This window comes from Nonomuraea sp. CA-218870, assembly GCF_050936535.1.
Classification (GTDB): Bacteria; Actinomycetota; Actinomycetes; order Streptosporangiales; family Streptosporangiaceae; genus Nonomuraea; species Nonomuraea corallina.
Genome location: NZ_JBNJMN010000003.1, coordinates 243,537 through 263,936 on the forward strand (window position 1 = coordinate 243,537; position 20,400 = coordinate 263,936).

A 20,400-nucleotide genomic window follows, 5' to 3' on the forward strand; every position below is an offset into this window, starting at 1 on the left:
CCGGAGGAGGGGTGATGGCCGGGTTCCTGGCCCGCAAGCTGGTCAGCTCGGTCGTGCTGGTCGCCGTCGCCGCCTCCCTCGCCTACCTGCTCGCCGCCGCCTCGCTCGACCCGCGCTCCAACTACGCCGGCCGCACCCCGCAGCCGCCGGCCGCCGTCGTCGACGCGCAGCTCACCGCGCTCAACCTCAACGACCGCACGCCCCTGCTGGAGCGCTACCTCACCTGGGCGGGCGGGGTGCTGCGCGGCGACTTCGGCCGGACCGTCACCGGCGCGCCGGTCGGCGACGACCTCAAGCGGCGGGCCGGCGTGACGCTCCGGCTGGTCCTGCTCGGGCTGGTGTGCGGCAGCACGCTGGGGGTCGTGGCGGGCGCGCTCGCCGCCGCCCGGCAGTACGGCTGGTTCGACCGGCTGTCGACGGCCGCGTCCTTCCTGCTGCTCGCGGTGCCCGTGGTGGTGCTGGCCAACGTGCTGATCCTGGCCGGCACCTGGCTCAACGACCAGGTGTTCGGCGCCCGGGTGCTGCTGGTGGCGGGAGAGGCGACCGCCGGGCTGGAGGCCGGGTTCTGGGCGACCCTCCTCGACCGGGTCCAGCACCTCGTCCTGCCGACGGTCACGATCACGCTCGGCCTGGCCGCCGTGTTCAGCCGCTACCAGCGCAACATGATGCTCGACGTGCTCGGCGCCGACTATCTGCGCACCGCCATGGCCAAGGGCCTGACCAGGCGGCGGGCACTGATCCGCCACGGGCTGCGCACCGCGCTCATCCCGGTGGCGACCTACTTCGCCTTCACCTTCGGCGCCCTGCTGACCGGCGCCGTGTTCACCGAGAAGATCTTCGGCTGGCACGGGCTGGGGGAGCGGCTGATCAGCTCGGTGTTCACCAACGACGTCAACACCGTGGCCGCCATCTCCTGCCTGGCCGCCGTCGCCGTGCTGGCCGCCTCCCTGGTCGCCGGCCTGCTGCAGGCCGCGCTCGATCCCCGGGTGAGGGCCGGATGACGCTGTCGGAGGAGATCGCGGAGGAGGCGGCGGGCGACGACGCCGCACGGACGCCGCCGCCGTCCAGGGCCAGGGTGGTGGCCGGCCGGTTCCTCTCCTCCTGGCAGGGCCGGGCGGGCGCGCTGGTGCTGGGGCTGGTGTTCCTGCTGGCGTTCGCGGGGCCGCCGCTCAGCCCGTGGTCCCACACCGACAAGGATTTCGCGGCCTTCCTCAGTCCGCCGTCGGCCGCCCACTGGTTCGGCACGCTGCAGACCGGCGCCGACGTGTTCGCCGTCACGCTGCGCGGCCTGGGACGGTCGCTGGTCGTCGGGCTGCTGGCGGCCGTGGTCTGCACGGCCCTGGCCGCTCTCGCCGGGGCGTTCGCCGGCTACTTCCTCGGCTGGACCGACCGGGTCGTCACCTGGGTGACCGACCTGCTGCTGGTGCTGCCCGCGTTCCTCCTCCTGGCCGTGATGTCGCCGCTGTTCGGCTCCGGCCAGTGGCCGCTGTTCGTGCTCATGCTGGCGCTGCTGCTGTGGATGGTGACCGCCAAGATGGCCCGCGGGATGACGATCTCGCTGCGCGAGCGCGAGTTCGTACGGGCCGCCCGCTACCTGGGCGTGCGGCCGGCGCGGATCGTGTTCTCGCACATCCTGCCCAACCTGTCGTCGCTGCTGGTCGTCGACGCCACGCTGAACGTCAGCACCGCCATACTCACCGAGACCTCCCTGTCGTACTTCGGCTTCGGCATCCAGCCGCCCGACGTGTCGCTCGGCACGCTCATCGCCGACGGCTCCAGGACCGCCGTGTACGCGCCGTGGACGTTCTGGTTCGCGGCCGGGCTGCTCGTGGTCACCGTGCTCGCGGTCAACCTCGTGGGCGACGCGCTGCGCGACGCCTTCGACCCGGCGGCGAAGAGGCCGCGATGAGCCCGGTGCTGGAGGTCGACGACCTGCGGGTCGCGTTCGGCGGGACGCCCGTCGTGCGGGGGCTCGGCTACGCCGTGCGCAAGGGCGAGGTGCTCGGCCTCGTCGGCGAGTCCGGCTGCGGCAAGTCGGTGTCGGCGGCCGCGGTGATGGGACTGCTGCCGCCCGGCGCCCGGGTGACCGGCTCGATCCGGCTGCACGGCAGGGAGCTGCTCGGCCTGCGCGAGCGGGAGCTGGCCGCCGTCCGCGGCCGCGCCGTCTCGATGGTGTTCCAGGACCCGCTGTCCGCGCTCACCCCCGTCTACCGCGTCGGCGACCAGATCGCCGAAGCCGTGCGGACCCACCAGAAGGTCTCCAGGGAACGGGCCGCGGCGCGCGCCGTCGACCTGCTCGACCTGGTGGGCATCCCCGACCCGGCGCGGCGGGCGCGGGCGTTCCCGCACGAGTTCTCCGGCGGCATGCGCCAGCGGGTGCTGATCGCCATGGCCGTCGCCAACGACCCCGAGGTGATCATCTGCGACGAGCCGACCACCGCGCTCGACGTCACCGTCCAGGCCCAGGTGCTGGAGGTGCTCAAGACCGCGCAGCGGCAGACCGGCGCCGCCATCGTGATGATCACCCATGATCTCGGGGTGGTGGCCGGCTTCGCCGACCGCGTCCTGGTCATGTACGCGGGCCGCCCGGTCGAGTCGGGCGACGTGGACGACGTCTTCTACCACGCCCGCATGCCGTACACCGCCGGGCTGCTCGGCGCGGTGCCGCGCGTCGACGCGGCCGGCCGGGCCGCGCCGGCGGCGATCGGCGGCGCCCCGCCCGCGCCCGGCGACCTGCCGCCGGGCTGCCCGTTCGCGCCGCGCTGCGCGTTGCGGGTGGCGGCGTGCGACGAACGCGAGCCGCCGCTGTTCGAGGTGGGCGCCGGCCACCGGGCGGCGTGCCTGCGCTGGGACGAGGTGCGCCCGCCGCCGCCCGCGCCCGCGCCCCGGGCCGGTCCTGGTCCGCGCCGCCCGCGCACGGTCCTGGAGGTCGACGGCCTGGTCAAGCACTACCCGCTGGTCAAAGGAACGGTGTTCAGGAGGCGTGCCGGCACCGTCCACGCGGTCGCCGGCATCAGCTTCGACATCCGCGAGGGCGAGACGCTCGGCCTCGTCGGCGAGTCGGGTTCCGGCAAGACCACGGCGCTGACCGAGATCCTGGAGCTGACCCGCCCGCAGCGGGGCCGGATCACGGTGCTCGGCCGCGACACCGCCGCGCTCACCGGCGCCCAGCGGCTGGAGATCAGGCGTGACCTGCAGGTCGTCTTCCAGGACCCGCTCGCCTCCCTCGACCCCCGGATGACGGTCCACGACATCCTGGCCGAGCCGCTGCGCACCCACCGGCACGGCGCGCCCCGGCGACGGGTCGGCGAACTGCTCGCGCTCGTCGGGCTCGACCCGGCCCACGCCGCCCGCTACCCGGGAGACTTCTCCGGCGGCCAGCGGCAGCGCATCGCCATCGCCCGCGCGCTCGCGCTCGAACCGCGCCTGCTGGTGCTCGACGAGCCGGTGTCCGCGCTGGACGTGTCGGTCCAGGCCGGCGTGCTCGGCCTGCTCGGCGCGCTCAAGTCGGAGCTCGGGCTGTCCTACCTGCTGGTGGCGCACGACCTGGCCGTGGTGCGGCACATCGCCGACCGGGTGGCCGTCATGTACCTGGGCAGGATCGCCGAGATCGGCCACGCCGACGCCCTCTACACCGCGCCCGCCCACCCGTACACGCAGGCGCTGCTGTCGGCGATCCCGCTGCCCGACCCGGCGCGCGAGCGCGCCCGCGAGCGGATCCTGCTCACCGGCGAGCGGCCCGACCCGGCCGCGCCGCCGTCCGGCTGCCGGTTCCGCACCCGGTGCCCCACGTTCCGGTCGGTGCTGACCGAGGCGGAGCGCGGCCTGTGCGCCGGCGCCGAGCCGGAGATGCGCCCGCTGGGCCAGGACCAGTCGGCCGCCTGCCACTACGCCGAAAGGCTCGCCGTCGTCTGACCCCGCACCGCACGAGCAGGAGGAGAACCACCGATGAAAGCCCCGTTGACAGGCGCGCGGCTCGCCGTCGCCGCCGCCCTGGCGCTGTCCCCGGTCGGCTGCGGGGCGCGCGGCCCCGACACCGGCGCGGGCCAGGGCGACGACACCGTCAAGGTGTCCGACCTCAACCTCCAGCCGCGCGACAAGGTCGCCGAAGGCGGCACGCTGCGCTGGGGCATCAACGAGTTCCCCAGCCAGTGGAACCGCAACCACATCGACGGCAACCTCGCCGTGGCCGCCGTGGTCAGCAACGCGCTGCTGCCGTCCGTGTTCGCCTCCGACGGCCAGGCCAGGCTCTCGGTCAACCGCGACTACGTCCTCGACGCCCGGATCACCGACCGCAGGCCGCGCCAGGTCGTCACCTACGCCCTCAACCCCAAGGCCCGCTGGTCCGACGGCAAGCCCATCACCTGGGCGGACTACCGCGCCCAGTGGGAGGTCATGCGCGGGGGCGACTCCGCCTTCCGCATCGTCTCCGCCACCGGCTACCAGGACATCGCCGCGGTCGAACGGGGCGCGGGGGAGCACGAGGTGGTGGTGACGTTCGCGCGGCCGTTCGGCGACTGGCAGTCCCTGTTCAGCCCGCTGCTGCCGGCCGCCGTCAACGAGGACGCCAAGGCGTTCAACTCCGCCTGGCTGAACGCGATCCCGGTGACCGCGGGGCCGTTCAAGGTGGGCAGGCTCGACCACACCACCAAGACCATCACCCTCGTCCGCGACCCGGCCTGGTGGGGAGACCGGGCCAAGCTGGACCGGATCGTCTACCGGGCGGCCGACCAGGACTCGCTCACCGGCATGTTCGGCAACGGCGAGCTGGACGTGGCCGACATCGGGCCGTCCGCCCCCGACTACGCCAGGGCCAGGAGCGCCACGGGCGCCGAGGTGCGGCTCGCGGCCGGGCCCGACTTCCGCCACTTCACCTTCAACGGCTCCGGCGAGAAGCTGCGCGACGTACGCGTGCGGCAGGCGCTCCAGCTGGGCATCGACCGGGCGGCCATCGCCCGCTCCGACCTGCAGGGCCTCGACTGGCCCGCGGTTCCGCTCAACAACCACTTCTTCATGCCGGCCCAGGAGGGCTACCGCGACAACGCCGGCGCCTTCGGCGGGTACGACCCGCGGCGGGCCCAGCGGCTGCTGGACGAGGCCGGGTGGAAGCTCGAAGGGGACGTGCGCGTGAAGAACGGGCAGCCGCTCACCCTGCGGTTCGTGGTGCCGGCGGGATCGCAGCTCGGCAAGTCGGAGGGCGAGCTGGCGCAGAGCATGCTCGCCAAGATCGGGGTGAAGCTGGCCCTCCAGGCGGTGCCGACCGACGACTTCTTCACCAAGTACGTCATCCCCGGCAACTTCGACATCGCGCCGTTCGCGTACATCGGCACTCCGTTCCCTCTGTCGAGCAGCTATGGGGCGTACGTGAACAGTCCCGACGGCAAGACCTGGAACGCCAACCTGGGGCGGTCCGGCTCCGAGGCCGTCGACGCGGCCCTGAACCGCGCGGTGGCCGAGCTCGACCCCGTCCAGGCCCGCGCCGACCTCAACGCCGCCGACCGGCTCCTGTGGGAACAGGCCAGCGTGCTGCCCCTCTACCAGCGGCCACAGGTCGTGGCGGTCAAGGACACTCTGGCCAACGTCGGCGCACGGGGCTTCCACGACCTCCGCTACCAGGACATCGGGTTCCTGCGCTAGTTGTCGGCGGCGGCGTGTAGAAGTGGCCGGGTGAAGACTTCGGTGTCCTGGCCCCAGATCCTGGCGTGGCGGCTGCGCCGTCAGTTCGTGAGCGAGCCCGGGGGCGGGCCGGTGGAGATCGCCCGGCGGCTGTGCGGGGTGCAGGCGCAGGTGGCCTCCTCCGCCCGGCTCGCCGTCGCGCTGCGCGGCGACCGGCCCGACCCGGGCGCGATCGACCGCGCGCTGTGGGCCGAGCGCGCCCTCGCCAAGACCTGGGTCATGCGCGGCACCCTCCACCTGGTGCCCGCCGACACCCTGCCCGACCACTGTGCGGCCCTGAGCACGCTGCGCTTCTGGGAGAAGGGCGCCTGGCAGCGCGGCCACGGCGTCACCGCCGGCGAGATCGAGAAGATCGTCGACGCCGTCCCGCGCGTCCTCGGCGAGCGCCCGATGACCAGGGAGGAGCTGGTCGGCGCGGTCGTGGCCCACACCGGCGACGAGCACCTGCGCGAGGCGCTCGGCTCCGGCTGGGGAGCCCTGCTCAAGCCGCTCAGCCGGCTCGGAGAGCTCTGCTACGGCCCGCCCCGCGAGGGCCGCGCCACCTTCGTCGCCCCCAGGGCCTGGCTGCCGGGCTGGCCCCCGGCCCTGCCGCCGCAGGAGGAGGCCGGGGTGCGGGTGGTCCGCGCGTTCCTGGGCGCCCACGGCCCGGCGACGCCGGAGATGCTCGACACGTGGCTGTTCGGCGGCGTCGCCAGGAAGGCCGTGCTCAGGGGCTGGTTCCGCGACCTGGGCCCGGAGCTGGCGGAGGTCGAGACCGACGACGGCCGCGTCCTCCTGGCCCTCGCCGAGCACCTCGACGACCTGGCGGCCACCCGCCCCTCCGCGGAGGTCCATCTGCTGCCCGGCTTCGACCCGTACATCCTCGGCGCCCCGCGCTCCCTGGAGCCGCTCATCCCGGCCGCGGCCAGGCCGAAGGTGAGCCGCCAGGCGGGCTGGATCTCCCCGGTCGTGCTCCACGGCGGCCGGGTGGCCGGCGTCTGGAAGACCGAGGCGGGCCGGGTCGTGACCGACCTGTTCGAGGACGTCCCCGAGGGTCCGCTGCGCGCCGCGGTGTCCCGCGTCGAGGGTGTCGAGGCGCTGCCGGACGGCGAGTGACCACCGGGCGGCTCTGCCAGACTGATGGGCATGCTACGAGCCTTCCGCCAGGTCGACGTGTTCACCGAGGTCCCCTTCGGGGGCAACCCGCTCGCCGTCGTCCTCGACGGTGAGGGGCTGACCGACGAGGAGATGCTCCGCTTCGCCAACTGGACCAACCTGTCGGAGACCACGTTCCTGCTGCCGCCCACCACCGCCGGGGCCGACTACCTGGTGCGGATCTTCACGCCCTCCGCCGAGCTGCCGTTCGCCGGGCATCCGACGATCGGCAGCTGCCACGCCTGGCTGGAGACCGGGGGCATGCCGCGCGACCCCGGCGTGATCATCCAGGAGTGCGGCGCCGGCCTGGTGCGGATCCGCCGCGACGAGTCCGGGCTGGCCTTCGCCGCGCCGCCGCTGCTGCGTTCCGGGCCCGTCGAGGAGGACCTGCTCCGGCAGCTCGCCGCCGGGCTCGGCATCGGGCTGGACGAGATCGTCGACGCCGAGTGGGCCGACAACGGGCCCGGCTGGGTGGCGCTGCTGCTCCGCGACGCCGACGCGGTGCTCGCCCTGCGCCCCGGCCTTCTCCCGGTCGACACCGGGGTCGCCGGTCTATACCCGGACGGCTCTCCCGCCGCCTACGAGGTGCGCGCGTTCTGCCCGTACGCGGGCACCGTCACGGAGGACCCGGTGACCGGCAGCCTCAACGCCTCCGTCGCCCAGTGGCTGCTGCGCACCGGCCGGGTCAGCGCCCCGTACGTGGCGAGCCAGGGCACCGTCCTCGGCCGCACCGGCCGCGTCCGTATCTCCGCCGACGGCGCCGACGTCTGGGTGGGCGGCTCCACGATCAGCCGCGTGAGCGGCACGGTCGCCCTCTGACGGCTCGCCGGCCCGTCCCTGGACCGGCTCCCGCGTCGCGGCGGGCTCAGACGTGCGGCACGACCTTGAACCGGACCTCGTCGCCGGGGCGGAGCTGCGCGGCCACCGGCAGGTCCGCGTCCGCGACCACCGCGATCACCGGGTAGCCGCCGGTCGGCGGATGGTCGCTGAGGAACACGATCGGCTGGCCGCTCGGCGGCACCTGCACCGCCCCCGTCACCATGCCCTCGCTCGGCAGCTCGCCCTCCCGGGCCCGCGCCGGCTCCGCGCCGCGCAGCCGCACCCCCACCCGGTTGCTGTCCTGGCTCACCGCGTACGGCGCGGCGCACAGCGTCTCCAGCGCCCCGGGGGCGAACCAGTCGTCGCGCGGCCCAGGCAGCACCCGCAGCACCGCCGGCCGGGGCCCGGCGAGGGGGGCCAGGTCCACCGTGATCCCGGCCGGCCCCGCCGCCGGGCCCAGCGGCAGGATCGTGCCGGCCCGCAGCGGTGGCGGCCCCAGCCCCGACAGCGAGTCGGTCGAACGGCTGCCCAGCACCGGCTCCACCGCGATGCCGCCACGCACCGCGAGATAAGTGCGCAGCCCCCACTCCGGCGCCCCCAGCCGCACCTCGGCGCCCTTCGGCACCCAGAACGGCACCCCCATGCCGGCCCCGGTCGCGCCGCCGGACACCGGGCACGGCGCGCCCGCCAGCGCCACCCACGCCCCCTCCAGGAACCGCAGGGCGGCCAGCCCGAACGTCACCTCCACGCCCGCCAGCCGCTCCGGGTTGCCGACGAGCCGGTTGGCCAGCCGCAGGCTCCCCGCGTCGGCCGCGCCGGAGGACGGCACGCCCAGGTGCGCGTACCCGTGCCGGCCCAGGTCCTGCACGGTCGCGTACGGGCCCGGCGCCAGAACCTCGATCATGCGGCCTCGAACCGCACGCGGGTGCCGGGCCGGAACGGCGTCGGCGGCTCGGCCGACACGTCCCACACCCGCGCGTCCGTACGCCCGAGCAGCCGCCACCCGCCGGGCGACGCGGTGGGGTAGACGGCCGAGTACGGGCCCGCGATCGCCACCGACCCGGCCGGCACCGACGTGCGCGGCGTCGCCAGCCTGGGCACGTGCAGCACCGGGTCCAGGCCGATCAGGTAGGCGAAGCCGGGCGCGAACCCCAGCCAGCCGACGACCAGCTCCCGGCCGGTGTGCCTGGCCACCACCTCGTCCACCGAGATCCCGGCCGCCTCGGCCACGGACTCAAGGTCCGCACCGTCGTACGTCACGGGAATCGTCACCCTGCCCACGCCCTCGTACGACGGCGGACCCGAGCCCGCACCCGATCCGTCCGGCCCGTACGGCAGACCTGGGTCTCCACCCGACTCGCCATGCCCGCCCGGCGGGGCGTCGCGGCAGCGGGCCGCCAGCCTCTCCAGCAGCTCGCGCAACCGGCCCTGATCGGCGCCGGGAGCCACCACGAGCACCGTCTCGGGCCCAGGGACCACCTCCAGCACCTCCGGCGGCCGTTCGTCCCGCAGGGCGGCGTCCAGCCGATGGGAGACCTCCAGGGCGCCGGTCTCGACGAGCAGGCCGTGCTCCCCGGCCCGCCGGATCACGCGCCCTCCGCGACGCGCCCCGGGACCGCCGACGCCCCTCGGAGCGGTGACAGACGCATCGGCGCGCCCGCGACCGCGCGCCGCGACACGGGAGGCCGCGACCCCTGAGACGCCGGGCTGTCAGTCCGGCCCGCGTCCGGTGCCGATGCGGCAGCGTGGTGCGGGCCGATGCGGGCCATGCGGGTACGGGTCATGCGAACGCCTGGAGCACCACGCCGGCCTCCAGAAGGCCGTCACGGACGGCGCGGGCCAGGCCGACCGCGCCGGGGGTGTCGCCGTGGACGCAGATCGAGCGGGCGGTCACCGGCACGTCGGGGCCGTCGGCGGAGGTGACCAGCCCCTCGCGGGCCATCCGGACCGCGCGCTCGGACACGATGCGCTCGTCGTGGATGACCGCGCCCGGAGCCCGCCGCGACACCAGCGCGCCGGCTGCGGTGTAGGCGCGGTCGGCGAACGCCTCGCTCACGGTCGGCACCCCGGAGGCCGCCGCCACCTCGTGCACCACCGACCCCGGCAGCGTCAGCACCGGCAGCGAGGGGTCGTGGTCGGCCACCGCGTCGACCAGGGCCATGGCCTGCTCATGGTCGCGGCAGACCCGGTTGTAGAGCGCGCCGTGCGGCTTGACGTACGAGACGCGCCCGCCCATCGCCCTGGCGATGCCGTCGACGGCGGCGAGCTGGTAGAGCACCTCGGCGCAGAGCTCCTCGGGCTCCACGTCCATCTCCCTGCGGCCGAAGCCGGCCAGGTCGCGGTAGGACACCTGGGCCCCGATCGTCACGCCCCGGTCGACCGCCGCCGCGCAGGTGCGCCTGATCGTCACCGGATCGCCGGCGTGGAAGCCGCAGGCGACGTTGGCGCTCGTGACGATGTCGAGCAGGGCGAGGTCGTCGCCGAGCCGCCAGACGCCGAAGCCTTCGCCGAGATCCGCGTTGAGGTCGATCACCATGGGTCCATCGTGACCCCTCCGCACCCTCACCGGGGCGGAATCCGCCCCGCCGGGCGTGGGAGAACGCTCATCGGGGCGTCTCGCGCGGCGCGACGAACAGGGTCTGGGAGGCCGAGCCGACCTCGCCGGCGCTGTCGTACAGGGTGGAGCGTGTCAGGCCGCGCCCGGACGGGCCGACCACCGTCTCCGCGTCCATGCAGATCCACTCGCCCTCCGGCGTCCGGTACAGCGAGATGACCAGGTCGACGTTGACGAACACGTGGGTGTCGAAGTCGAGCGCGTAGCTGATGCCGTTGCCGCTGTCGGCGAACAGCGCCAGCCGTTCCAGCGGGGTCAGCTCCTCGTCGGCCACCAGCGGCACCCGCGACCGGCCCCAGGCGATGGCGGGGCCGGTCTCCGTCGCGCTGCCGCGGGTGAAACGCCACTCGGTCGCGCGTCCGTACCCGAAGCCGGTCGTCAGCCACGTCGGCTCGCTCTCCGACGCGGGCAGGGGCGGCGGCTCGACGGGGGTGGCCGGCGTGGGGGCCTCGCGGATGCGCCAGGCGGTGGCCCGGACGTACTCGCGGCCACCGGCGGAGACGGAGGCGGCCAGGCACTGCACCCGCTTGCCGTCGCGCAGCACTTCGGTGCGGACCGTCAGGTCGGCCACCGGCACCGGGCCGAACACGTCGACGGCGAGCCTGGCCGGCTCCAGCCCCGGTCTGGGGGCGGTCCTGGCCAGCTCGTGCACGATCAGGGCGGTGACCGGGCCCAGGTGTTGCGTGCCCGGGTCCCACGGGCCCTGGGTGTGCTCGGTCGCGCGGTAGCGCCCTTCACTCAACGGGACGTACATCGCCATACGGGCACCCTAGATCTCGTCGGGGATGTCCGCGATGTCGTCGAGGGCGGCGGCCAGCTCGTCCGGGTCGCCGCCGATCCGCTCGGCGATCTCGATCAGCACGTGCAGCACGTCGTGGCGGTCGTGGCCGAGGTCCAGCAGGCGCTGGGCGGCCTCCCACAGCTGCGGCGGGTCGCCCTCCCACAGCCGGGTGGCGATCTCCTCGTGCCAGGCGAGGTGCTCGCGGTCGATGCCGCCCACGTGGTCGATCTCCAGCAGCACCCGCCGGTCGGCCTCGTCGGCGGGGTTGAGCCGGTCGAGATCGACCCCGTTGTGCGAGCCCTGCAGGAACGGGAACGCGAACACCCGCCTGGCCAGCGCCGACAGGTCGCCGTCCGGCAGCAGCCGCTCCAGCAGGGGCCGGTCCAGCCCGAACGAGGCCGGGTCGCGGTAGGCCTCGGGGAACTTGCCCGTCGCCTCCCACACCGCGTCGAGCGTGGCCTTCAGCCCCTCGTCGGGCAGGCCCGTGCGGTGCGCGGCGAAACGCGCCCACGCGGCCAGCACGTGCGGCATCGCCTCCTGCTCAGCCTCCGACAGCATCACCTTGCGCGGCAGCCAGTCGAGCAGGAACGTCTCGCACTTGGTCGGGCTCACCCGCAGCGGCCTGCTGAAGTCCAGGTCGCACCCGTAGTCGATGATGTGGTCGGCGCACCGGGAGGCGGCCGACGGGTCCGACAGGTGCTCGGCGTCGTCGGACGCGAGGAACTCCGCCGCCAGCATCGCCCGGCGCTCCCGGTTGTACGGAGCCTCGATGTGCAGCGGCGCCGGCCGTTTGCGCCCCGGCGGCAGCGCCTTCAGCCGCGCCCGGGCGAAGGCGTGGTAGGCGCTGTAGCTGTCGCTGACCGGCGGCGTCTTCTTCGGCTCGCCGGTGGCCTTCATGGCCGACTCCAGCAGCGCCCTGGCCTGCTGCGGCTCGATCTCCTCGAACAGCAGCATCGGGTTGCCCGCCGCCTCGGCCTCGGCCTGCTCCAGCAGCTTGCCGACCTGCGAGGACACCCAGGCGTCGCGCGCCATGCCGGACATGTTGTAGTCGACCACCATCACCAGGGCGTGGCGGTCGCGCTGGTCGCCTGGCCCGTCGCCGCTCCACCGGTAGGCGAAGGTGCAGATCACCGTGTCCTGGTCGCCGTAGGCGTCGCGGGAGACGTAACAGCCGGTCGGCTTGACGGCGCCCACCCGGTCGGCCCAGCCGGGCCTGGCCACGCCCGACTCCATCATCGCCAGCGCCGCGCCCTCCGCCTTCGCGCCCTGACGGGCGGTGCCGAGGTAGGCCAGGCAGATGAGCAGGGTGAGCGAGGCCGGTGTGCCGGCCTTGGCGGCGTAGTCGACCAGCCCTTCACCGAGCACCTGCTCGACGTCGCCGCCCCTGACGCGCCTGCCCCACCAGGCGCCGATCATGTCGGAGACCATCAGCTCCGCGTCGAGCGGGCTCCGCACCGCGAGCAGTTCGCGTGCGGCCTGGACCATCTCCTGGAAGACGTCGTCAGGCGGAATGCTCTCCCGGGGGTCTCGTCGGTGTCGGCGCACGCCCTCACTCTCTCGCATTCCAGGCGCAAACGGTGCGTAGAACGCGGCCTGATGACTCCGATGTTATCGATGGGTTCGCGGCGGCGGTGCGGAGTTGACGATGGCGAGCAGATGCTCACGCGCGACGCGCTCGACGATCTCGGGCGTCGCCGTGATGCCGAGGTGCTGCGCGCACGCGCACACGTCGGCGACACACCGGTCGATGGTGTCCACCGGCACGGTGAGGAACTCTTCGGCCAGCCGTAGACTGACCGGCTCCCGCAGGAGGCGTGTGGCCAGAGCGAGCATAGGTGTCAGATTCCTCTGCAGGCCCAGGGGCAAACCCCCAGGAGTGGACGCAGGCGACTTGCGCTCTCATTTCATCTTTTATCGCGACACTGTCAAGGCCCCGAGGCGACTGTGTTCGCTTCTCGGCGGCGGCTTTCGTGCGAAGCTGTCTGCATGCGTATCCAGCTCACGCAGCGGGCCGAGGCCGATGAGCTCCTCGGCCGCAGCCCGCTCGCCCTGCTCGTCGGCATGCTGCTCGACCAGCAGGTGCCGATGGAGTGGGCGTTCACGGGTCCGCACACGATCTCCGAGCGGCTGGGGCACGATCTGACCGCGGAGGAGATAGCCTCCTATGACCCCGAGGCGTTCACCGCCCTGCTCGCCCAGAAGCCGGCCGTCCATCGCTATCCCAAGGCGATGGCGGCCCGGGTGCAGCAGCTCGCGGCCTACCTCGTGGCGCACTACGACGGCAAGGCCGAGCTCATCTGGGCCGACGCCGCCGACGGCAAAGAGTTGCTCGGACGCCTGCAGGCTCTGCCGGGATACGGCAAGCAGAAGGCTCAGATTTTTTTGGCATTGCTCGGCAAGCAACTGGGGGTCAGGCCGCCAGGATGGCGCGAGGCGGCCGGCGCGTACGGCGAGAAGGAGTCCTACCGATCGGTGGCGGATGTGGTCGACGCCGACAGCCTGGCGAGAGTGCGAGCTTACAAGCAGGCTGCCAAGCAGGCGGCGAAGGCCGAGTAGCCTGATCTTGCTGCGCAACGTGGAGCGATTTTGACAGGATGCGTTGACCGTATGGCGGCCGGGGCTTCCGTCCGCGCCTGCCCATCGCCGATGATGTACTGCAGAATCCGGTCGCCCGGAGCTGCGCTACGCCGATACACGATTATGGAGATGTGCCGCGTGGGAGACCCTGGCACGCGACGGAGGTACGGACCATGAGCGCCGAGACCTCCGTTCCCCGTCCCCGGGAGTCGGATGTGGACATCTCAGACTCCGCCCTCCTGAAGGGCCTGCTGTCCGAGGCAGAGTTCGCCTTTGCCTTCTTCGACGTCGACGGCCGCGTCCAGCGGGTCAACGACGTGTTCAGCGATCTCGTCGGCGTGCCCGCCGACCGGCTGATCGGCCGCGTCCCGGCGGAGGCGCTCGCCGCCGACCTCAGCCAGGCCGTCACGCAGGGCGTCCAGGCCGTCGTCGAGAGCGACGGCCCGGTCGCGGAGCGGCGCCTGCGCGTACGCTCGTCCGAAGGCTCCGACCGTCACTGGTCGATGTCGTTCTCGCCGATCCACGACGACGCCGGCGACCTGCGGGCCGTCACACTGGTCGGGCTGGAGGTGACCGAGAGCCACCAGATCGAGGAGGACCTGCGCCGCAGCGAGGAGCGCTACCGCTCGCTGGTCGAGGCCCAGTCCCAGCTGGTGTGGATCACCACGCCCACCGGCACGGTCGCCGAGGACGCGCCACAGTGGCGCGCCATCACCGGCCAGGGGCTGGAGGAGTACCTCGCCTACGGCTGGCTGGACGTCGTCCACCCCGACGAGCGCCAGGCCACCGAGGAGGCGTGGAAGGAGGCGCTGCGCGGCCGCACCATGTTCGAGTGGAACTACCGCGTGCGCACCCGCGCCAGCGGCTACCGCCACTTCGAGGTGCGCGCCGTGCCGATCATCCGGCACGGCCGGGTGGTCGAGTGGGTCGGCGCCAACACCGACGTGACCCCGCAGCGCGAGGCCGAGGAGATGCGCGGCAGGCTGACCGACCAGCTCGGCGCCGCCGCCCTGCGCACCGCGCGGCTCCAGGGCGCCACCGCCCAGCTCGCCGAGGCGCTGACGGTCGAGCAGGTCGTGCAGGTCATCATCGACGTCGGCCGCACCGCCCTGGCCGCCGACCGGTCCGCCGTCGCGCTGCTCGACACCGACCGCGCCGCGCTCAAGCTGATCAACGGCGAGGGCATCCCGGAGGCGTCCGGCTCCTCCGGCGAGGAGATCCCGCTGTCCCACTCCAGCGTGATGACCATGGCCGTCAACAGCCGCAGGCCGGTCTTCGCCGAGTCGCCGGTGATGCTCAAGATGCAGCTCCTGGAGGCCGGCGGCGACGAGAAGGTGCTGGCCCGCTATCTCGCCAACAGCGACGAGCAGGCCTGGGTGGGCCTGCCGCTGCTGGCCGCGGGCCGGGCCCTGGGCGCGCTGCGGTTCTCGTTCACCAGGCCGCAGAAGATCTCGCAGGAGGACGGCGTCTTCCTGGAGGCGCTGGCCGGCCAGTGCGCGCTGGCGGTCGAGCGGGCGACGCTGTTCGAGCGCGAGCACCGCACCGCCGAGACGCTCCAGCGCAGCCTGCTGCCCGACCACCTGCCCGTGGTCAGGGGCCTTCAGCTGGCCCAGCGGTTCCGCTCCGGCAGCCGCCACGTGCAGGTCGGCGGCGACTGGTACGACGCGTTCGTGCTGCAGGACGGCCGGGTCGCGGCGGTCGTGGGCGACGTCATGGGCAAGGGCGTCAAGGCGGCGGCCGGGATGGGCCGCATCCGCAACGCCATGCGGGCGCTGGCGCTGACCAACCCGCCGCCCGCGGCCGTGCTGACCGGCCTCGACCGGGTCTTCGACGCCACCGAGGAGGACGACCAGGTCACGACCCTCGCCTACATGGTCGTCGAGCCGGCCACCGGCGAGGGCACGCTCGCGCTCGCGGGCCACCCGCCGCCCGTGCTGGTCTCGCCGCAGGGCACCGCCATCCTGTGCGACGCCGAACCCGGCACGCCGCTGGGCTGGCCGACCAGCCGCCGTCAGTTCCGGTTCGTGGTGCCGCCGGGACACACCGCCGTGCTCTACTCAGACGGCCTGGTGGAGAACCGCAAACGCGGATTGGACGCCGGTTTGGCAGAGATTTGCAGTGTTGTGACCGAAGCCCCGCCTGAGGTGGTCACGGATCCCCACATGCTGCTGGACTTCCTGGTGGATGGGATGTTGTCAGGATATGAACAGGACGATGACGTTACGGCCCTAGCTATTCACGTCCCCGCCATCACCAAGAGTGACTGAATGAATCAGTCATAAGGGTTGCTTTCGGGTATCAGTGCCGCCCTTGCGTACGCACTACTCTCTCGGTCGGCCTAGGGTGGAGGACAACCGCCGGGAGGTGGCCGTATGGAGTGCTAGGGCGTGCCAGAATGCTGGAAGGTCCGTAGCGCTTCGCACGGCCTCACCGATCTCCGAGAGAGGCAACAGCCCCCAGCGGGCATCTGGGTCCATTGTCGCCACGCGTTCGTTCGAGAGGTGTTCGTGTCGCCTGCAAGTTCGACTCGCTCGAAGCTACAAGAGCTGAACGAGCCCGTCATTCAGCGACTGCTCGAGCGTGGGCGCTCGCAGGGTTTCCTCGAGTCTGAGGATGTCCGTCAGGCCTTCGAGGAGGCGGACATCCCCATGTCGCACGCCGCCGCGTTCTTGCGGAACCTCAGCAAAGAGGGCGTGACCGTGGTGGTGACCGCCGCGGATTCGGCTGCGCCGAAGAAGAAGTCTCGAGGTTCAGCAAAGCGCCAGACCGCCGCGCCCGTCAAGAGCAAGACGGCGGCGGCCGCCAAGGAGCAGCAGCCGGAGACCGTGACCGCGGTCGTCGGCACCACCGAAGCCGAGCCCGCGCCGAAGAAGCCGGCCCCTGCCAAGAAGGCCGCCCCGGCGGCCAAGAAGCCGGCCCCTGCCAAGAGCGTGCCCGCCAAGAAGGCCAAGCCCGAGAGCGCTGGGCCTGCCGAGACCAAGCCCAAGGCCCCCGAGGGCCCCAAGTCCGAGGTCGACGACGACGACATCGAGCTCGACGGCGACGTGGAGCTGGAGGACCTCGAAGACCTCGAGGTCGAGGACGAGGAGATCGTCGCCGAGGGCGACTCCGAGACCGAGACCGAGACCGAGACTGACGACACCGACGACGAGCCGAAGGCCGACGCGGTCGTGGTGGTCAAGGAGAAGAACGAGGACGAGGTCCTCATCCTTTCCGACGATGACGACGACGCCCCCGTGCCGCAGGTCGCCGCCGCCGGCGCGACCGCCGACCCGGTCAAGGACTATCTCAAGCAGATCGGCAAGGTCCCTCTGCTCAACGCCGAGCAGGAGGTCGAGCTCGCCAAGCGCATCGAGGCGGGCCTGTTCGCCGAGGAGCAGCTGGCCAGCGACGGCGAGGGGCTCCCGGTCGACGTGCGCGCCGAGCTCGAATGGATCGCCGAGGACGGCCGCCGGGCCAAGAACCACCTGCTGGAGGCCAACCTCCGCCTGGTGGTCTCCCTGGCCAAGCGCTACACCGGCCGCGGCATGCTCTTCCTGGACCTGATCCAGGAGGGCAACCTGGGACTGATCCGCGCGGTCGAGAAGTTCGACTACACCAAGGGCTACAAGTTCTCCACCTACGCCACCTGGTGGATCCGGCAGGCGATCACCCGGGCCATGGCCGACCAGGCGCGGACCATCCGCATCCCGGTCCACATGGTCGAGGTGATCAACAAGCTGGCCCGCGTCCAGCGGCAGATGCTGCAGGACCTCGGCCGCGAGCCGACCCCGGAGGAGCTGGCCCGCGAGCTCGACATGACCCCCGAGAAGGTGGTCGAGGTCCAGAAGTACGGTCGCGAGCCGATCTCCCTGCACACGCCGCTGGGCGAGGAGGGCGACAGCGAGTTCGGCGACCTCATCGAGGACTCCGAGGCCATCGTCCCGGCCGACGCGGTCAGCTTCACGCTGCTGCAGGAGCAACTCCACTCGGTGCTCGACACCCTGTCGGAGCGCGAGGCCGGCGTGGTGTCCATGCGCTTCGGCCTCACCGACGGGCAGCCGAAGACCCTGGACGAGATCGGCAAGGTCTACGGGGTGACGCGTGAGCGCATCCGGCAGATCGAGTCGAAGACCATGTCCAAGCTTCGCCACCCGTCCCGTTCGCAGGTTCTGCGCGACTACCTGGATTAGGTGACGCGCCCGGAAAGGGCACGGCCCCTCGCGGGCCGTGCCCTTTCCGCTTTCCCGGGCCTCCCCGGGTTTTCCGGGTCAGGGGAGGTGGACGTCGAGTCTGCCGCCGGTGAGGGTGACCCGGTAGCCGAGGTCCTCCAGGGTCTTGACCAGCTCGTCCGGGGTCTCCGGGGTGAGGCCGCTCTCCAGGAGCCGCCGGGCGACCTCGCCGCGGGTGGCCTTGGCCATGTGGCTGACGACCTTGCCGGCCTTGAGCACCCGTACGGACACGCCGCGGGGGCCCGGCCGCCAGGCGGCCGCGTACGCCGACGAGCGCAGGTCGACCACCAGCCCCGGTAGCCGATCGAGCTCCGGCGTGAGGAAAGGCCGCCAGAAGGCCGCCAGCGGCCCGACAGGCGGCAGGCTGACCCCCATGGCCAGCCGGTAGGGCGGGATGCGGTCGGAGAGCCGCACCACGCCCCAGAGGCCCGAGAAGATCAGCACGCTCTCCTCGGCCCTGGCCCGCGCCTCGGGGGAGAGCTCGCCCGGGGCGAGGTTGTCGTACAGCACCCCGGTGTAGAGCCCGGCGGCCGGGAGCGTGCCCGCCGTCCTGAGCTCCAGGTTCTTCGCGAGCTCGGACGCCTGGCCGGGGGAGAGGCCGAGCACGTCCAGGGCGTCCCGGCGGCGGGACGCCCGGAGCAGGGCTTTGAGCACCCGTTCGCGGGGCCGGTCCAGCTTCGGGAAGGACAGGCCGGCGACGGGCGGCCCGTCGCCCGCGGGGGCCTTGCCCTCCGACGGAGGCAGCACAATCAGCACAAGAGCGCAGCTTACCGGGGCATCGGCGCAGGTCAGCGATGGCCTGTCGTGGCGATGCCGCGCACGAAGTACCGCTGGCCGAGAAAGAAGATCGCGATCAGCGGCAGGGTCGTGATGACGCCGGCCGCGAGCACGATCTCCCACTTCGGGTCGCCGCCCTGGTAGAACTGGTCGACGATGGCCTTCAGCCCTCTGGGCAGCGTGTAGAGCATCGGATCCTGCAGGTAGATCAGCGGTTTCATGAGGTCGAACCAGCTCGCCTTCAGCTCGAAGACGAACGCGATGATCAGCGCCGGTCTGGCCAGCGGCAGCGCGATCCGCCAGAACAGGTCCAGGTACGACGCGCCGTCCACGCGCGCCGCCTCGAACACGTACCTCGGCACGCCGAGCAGGAACTGGCGGAGCAGGAAGATGTAGAACGCCGACCCGAACAGGTTGCCCGCCCACAGCGGCACCTGGGTGCCGGTGAGCCCGGCGGCGTTCCAGATCAGGTAGGTCGGCACGAGCGTCACCGCCGCGGGCAGCATCATCGTCCCCAGCACGCTCGCGAAGATCAGATTGCGCCCGGGGAAGCGGAAGTAGGCGAACCCGAAGGCCACGAACGCGCTCGACAACGTCACGGACGCCGCCGCCGCCAGGCCCACGACCAGGGTGTTCACCAGCCAGGCCAGCATCGGCGCGGCCTGCCACACGGCCAGGTAGCTCTCCGGCGCGAACGGGTCGGGCCAGGGGACGAACGGGTCGGCGAAGGTGTACGCGCGCGGCTTGAGCGAGGCGACGACCAGCCACACGAACGGGTACAGGAAGATCGTCGAGGCGGCGGCCAGCATGATCAGGAAGAACACCCGGCCCGCGCCGCCCCGGCTCCGGTCCGGCGCCGTCATGCCCGCTCCCCGCCCTCGTAATGGACGAGCCGGCCGCCCACCCGCCACTGCACGAACGTGATCAGCGCGATCACCAGGAACAGCACCCAGGCCAGCGCCGAGGCGTAGCCCATGTGCAGGAACTGGAACGCCTGCTGGAACAGGTAGACGACGTAGAACAGGGCCGCGTCGCCGGACGACTGCTGGGTGACCTGGTTGCCGAAGAACATGGCGTACACCTGGTCGAACATCTGCAGCGAAGAGATCGTGTTGATGATCAGCACGAAGAACAGGGCCGGGCTGATCATGGGCAGCGTGATCCGCAGGAACCGGGCCCACGACCCGGCCCCGTCGATCATCGCGGCCTCCGACAGCTCGGCCGGCACGTTGCGCAACGCCGCGAACAGGATGATCGTCGTGGAGCCCAGGTTCCACAGCGACATCAGGACGATGCCCGGCAGGATCCAGTCAGGGTCCGTGGTCCACTGCGGCCCCTCCACGCCGAACAGCGCGAGGAACTGGTTCACCATGCCCGCCTGGCCGTTCAGCAGGAACAGGAACAGCACCCCGACCGCCACGTACGGGGTCATCGACGGCAGGTAGAAGATCGTCCGGAAGACGCCGGCGCCGCGCCCGCCGAGCCGGTCGAGCATCAGCGCCAGGGCCAGGGCGAGCACGATCGCCAGCGGCACGTGCAGCACCGTGTAGAACACCGTGTTGCCGATGGCCCTGGCGACCTTCGGGTCCTGCGCCAGCCGCGCGTAGTTGTCCGTCCCGGCCCAGACAGGGCTGGAGATCAGGTCGTACCGGGTGAACGACAGCACCAGGCTGGCGATCATCGGGCCGAGCTGGAAGACCACCAGGCCGATCAGCCAGGGCAGCACGAACACATACGCCCACCGGGTCTCACCCCGCCCGAGCCCTTGCCCGGAACCGCGCCCTGAGTCACGCCCGGAGCTCCGCCCGAAA

18 protein-coding genes are annotated in these 20,400 nt (G+C 72.5%); 9 read left to right on the forward strand and 9 right to left on the reverse strand.

Going from position 1 to position 20,400, the window contains the following annotated elements:
* The first annotated feature begins 14 nt into the window (after positions 1-14).
* The 6 genes from ACQEUU_RS36100 to ACQEUU_RS36125 are packed head-to-tail and all read left to right on the forward strand — an operon-like array spanning position 15 to position 7,629.
* Positions 15-1,001 (forward strand): ABC transporter permease, encoded by a 987-nt coding sequence (locus ACQEUU_RS36100; protein ID WP_433075028.1) that lies wholly within the window; start codon positions 15-17, stop codon positions 999-1,001.
* Positions 998-1,909 (forward strand): ABC transporter permease, encoded by a 912-nt coding sequence (locus tag ACQEUU_RS36105; protein ID WP_433075031.1) that lies wholly within the window; start codon positions 998-1,000, stop codon positions 1,907-1,909. The genes ACQEUU_RS36100 and ACQEUU_RS36105 overlap by 4 nt, the downstream gene beginning before the upstream one ends.
* A complete protein-coding gene (locus tag ACQEUU_RS36110; RefSeq protein ID WP_433075033.1) occupies positions 1,906-3,915 on the forward strand; it encodes a dipeptide ABC transporter ATP-binding protein in 2,010 nt (669 codons plus the stop codon). Before ACQEUU_RS36105 ends, ACQEUU_RS36110 begins: the two co-directional genes overlap by 4 nt.
* A gap of 33 nt (positions 3,916-3,948) precedes the next feature.
* Positions 3,949-5,637, forward strand: coding sequence for an ABC transporter family substrate-binding protein (locus ACQEUU_RS36115; RefSeq protein ID WP_433075036.1), 1,689 nt, complete (start codon positions 3,949-3,951; stop codon positions 5,635-5,637).
* 30 nt (positions 5,638-5,667) lie between these two features.
* Positions 5,668-6,771, forward strand: a complete 1,104-nt coding sequence (locus ACQEUU_RS36120) for a winged helix DNA-binding domain-containing protein (RefSeq protein ID WP_433075039.1) — start codon at positions 5,668-5,670, stop codon at positions 6,769-6,771.
* A 30-nt stretch (positions 6,772-6,801) separates the two neighbouring features.
* The gene (locus tag ACQEUU_RS36125; protein ID WP_433075042.1) at positions 6,802-7,629 is read left to right on the forward strand and encodes a PhzF family phenazine biosynthesis protein; all 828 of its coding nucleotides are present in this window, start codon (positions 6,802-6,804) and stop codon (positions 7,627-7,629) included.
* Positions 7,630-7,675: 46 nt separating this feature from the next.
* Here ACQEUU_RS36125 and ACQEUU_RS36130 read toward each other — a convergent pair whose 3' ends face one another.
* The 6 genes from ACQEUU_RS36130 to ACQEUU_RS36155 form a co-directional block, all read right to left on the reverse strand.
* Positions 7,676-8,533 (reverse strand): biotin-dependent carboxyltransferase family protein, encoded by an 858-nt coding sequence (locus ACQEUU_RS36130; RefSeq protein WP_433075045.1) that lies wholly within the window; start codon positions 8,531-8,533, stop codon positions 7,676-7,678.
* The gene (locus ACQEUU_RS36135) at positions 8,530-9,219 is read right to left on the reverse strand and encodes a 5-oxoprolinase subunit B family protein (RefSeq protein ID WP_433075048.1); all 690 of its coding nucleotides are present in this window, start codon (positions 9,217-9,219) and stop codon (positions 8,530-8,532) included. The genes ACQEUU_RS36130 and ACQEUU_RS36135 overlap by 4 nt, the downstream gene beginning before the upstream one ends.
* Positions 9,220-9,409: 190 nt before the next feature.
* Positions 9,410-10,165, reverse strand: a complete 756-nt coding sequence (locus tag ACQEUU_RS36140) for a LamB/YcsF family protein (protein ID WP_433075051.1) — start codon at positions 10,163-10,165, stop codon at positions 9,410-9,412.
* Between the two features lie 67 nt (positions 10,166-10,232).
* Entirely contained in the window at positions 10,233-11,003 is a 771-nt protein-coding gene (locus ACQEUU_RS36145; RefSeq protein WP_433075054.1) for a thioesterase family protein, read from the reverse strand.
* A gap of 9 nt (positions 11,004-11,012) precedes the next feature.
* Positions 11,013-12,509 (reverse strand): hypothetical protein, encoded by a 1,497-nt coding sequence (locus tag ACQEUU_RS36150; RefSeq protein ID WP_433075464.1) that lies wholly within the window; start codon positions 12,507-12,509, stop codon positions 11,013-11,015.
* 123 nt (positions 12,510-12,632) lie between these two features.
* Positions 12,633-12,857, reverse strand: coding sequence for a hypothetical protein (locus ACQEUU_RS36155; RefSeq protein ID WP_270153234.1), 225 nt, complete (start codon positions 12,855-12,857; stop codon positions 12,633-12,635).
* Between the two features lie 153 nt (positions 12,858-13,010).
* Between ACQEUU_RS36155 and ACQEUU_RS36160 the strand changes: the two genes are divergently transcribed.
* From ACQEUU_RS36160 to ACQEUU_RS36170, 3 genes are all read left to right on the forward strand, one after another.
* The gene (locus tag ACQEUU_RS36160) at positions 13,011-13,580 is read left to right on the forward strand and encodes an HhH-GPD-type base excision DNA repair protein (RefSeq protein WP_433075057.1); all 570 of its coding nucleotides are present in this window, start codon (positions 13,011-13,013) and stop codon (positions 13,578-13,580) included.
* A 194-nt stretch (positions 13,581-13,774) separates the two neighbouring features.
* The gene (locus ACQEUU_RS36165; RefSeq protein WP_433075060.1) at positions 13,775-15,868 is read left to right on the forward strand and encodes a SpoIIE family protein phosphatase; all 2,094 of its coding nucleotides are present in this window, start codon (positions 13,775-13,777) and stop codon (positions 15,866-15,868) included.
* A gap of 240 nt (positions 15,869-16,108) precedes the next feature.
* Positions 16,109-17,773, forward strand: a complete 1,665-nt coding sequence (locus ACQEUU_RS36170) for an RNA polymerase sigma factor (protein ID WP_433075063.1) — start codon at positions 16,109-16,111, stop codon at positions 17,771-17,773.
* 78 nt (positions 17,774-17,851) lie between these two features.
* Here the strand turns inward: ACQEUU_RS36170 and ACQEUU_RS36175 are convergent, their stop codons facing one another.
* The 3 genes from ACQEUU_RS36175 to ACQEUU_RS36185 are packed head-to-tail and all read right to left on the reverse strand — an operon-like array spanning position 17,852 to position 20,321.
* Positions 17,852-18,568, reverse strand: a complete 717-nt coding sequence (locus ACQEUU_RS36175) for a YaaA family protein (protein ID WP_433075066.1) — start codon at positions 18,566-18,568, stop codon at positions 17,852-17,854.
* A gap of 32 nt (positions 18,569-18,600) precedes the next feature.
* Positions 18,601-19,452 (reverse strand): carbohydrate ABC transporter permease, encoded by an 852-nt coding sequence (locus ACQEUU_RS36180; protein WP_433075069.1) that lies wholly within the window; start codon positions 19,450-19,452, stop codon positions 18,601-18,603.
* Positions 19,449-20,321 (reverse strand): carbohydrate ABC transporter permease, encoded by an 873-nt coding sequence (locus ACQEUU_RS36185; protein ID WP_433075072.1) that lies wholly within the window; start codon positions 20,319-20,321, stop codon positions 19,449-19,451. Before ACQEUU_RS36185 ends, ACQEUU_RS36180 begins: the two co-directional genes overlap by 4 nt.
* Positions 20,322-20,400: the final 79 nt, after the last annotated feature.

Coding starts and splice junctions, on each gene's coding strand:
- ACQEUU_RS36100 (WP_433075028.1), top strand. CDS start 15: ATGGCCGGGTTCCTGGCCCGCAAGCTGGTCAGCTCGGTCGTGCTGGTC.
- ACQEUU_RS36105 (WP_433075031.1), top strand. CDS start 998: ATGACGCTGTCGGAGGAGATCGCGGAGGAGGCGGCGGGCGACGACGCC.
- ACQEUU_RS36110 (WP_433075033.1), top strand. CDS start 1,906: ATGAGCCCGGTGCTGGAGGTCGACGACCTGCGGGTCGCGTTCGGCGGG.
- ACQEUU_RS36115 (WP_433075036.1), top strand. CDS start 3,949: ATGAAAGCCCCGTTGACAGGCGCGCGGCTCGCCGTCGCCGCCGCCCTG.
- ACQEUU_RS36125 (WP_433075042.1), top strand. CDS start 6,802: ATGCTACGAGCCTTCCGCCAGGTCGACGTGTTCACCGAGGTCCCCTTC.
- ACQEUU_RS36130 (WP_433075045.1), bottom strand. CDS start 8,533: ATGATCGAGGTTCTGGCGCCGGGCCCGTACGCGACCGTGCAGGACCTG.
- ACQEUU_RS36140 (WP_433075051.1), bottom strand. CDS start 10,165: ATGGTGATCGACCTCAACGCGGATCTCGGCGAAGGCTTCGGCGTCTGG.
- ACQEUU_RS36145 (WP_433075054.1), bottom strand. CDS start 11,003: ATGGCGATGTACGTCCCGTTGAGTGAAGGGCGCTACCGCGCGACCGAG.
- ACQEUU_RS36150 (WP_433075464.1), bottom strand. CDS start 12,509: ATGGTCCAGGCCGCACGCGAACTGCTCGCGGTGCGGAGCCCGCTCGAC.
- ACQEUU_RS36155 (WP_270153234.1), bottom strand. CDS start 12,857: ATGCTCGCTCTGGCCACACGCCTCCTGCGGGAGCCGGTCAGTCTACGG.
- ACQEUU_RS36160 (WP_433075057.1), top strand. CDS start 13,011: ATGCGTATCCAGCTCACGCAGCGGGCCGAGGCCGATGAGCTCCTCGGC.
- ACQEUU_RS36165 (WP_433075060.1), top strand. CDS start 13,775: ATGAGCGCCGAGACCTCCGTTCCCCGTCCCCGGGAGTCGGATGTGGAC.
- ACQEUU_RS36180 (WP_433075069.1), bottom strand. CDS start 19,452: ATGACGGCGCCGGACCGGAGCCGGGGCGGCGCGGGCCGGGTGTTCTTC.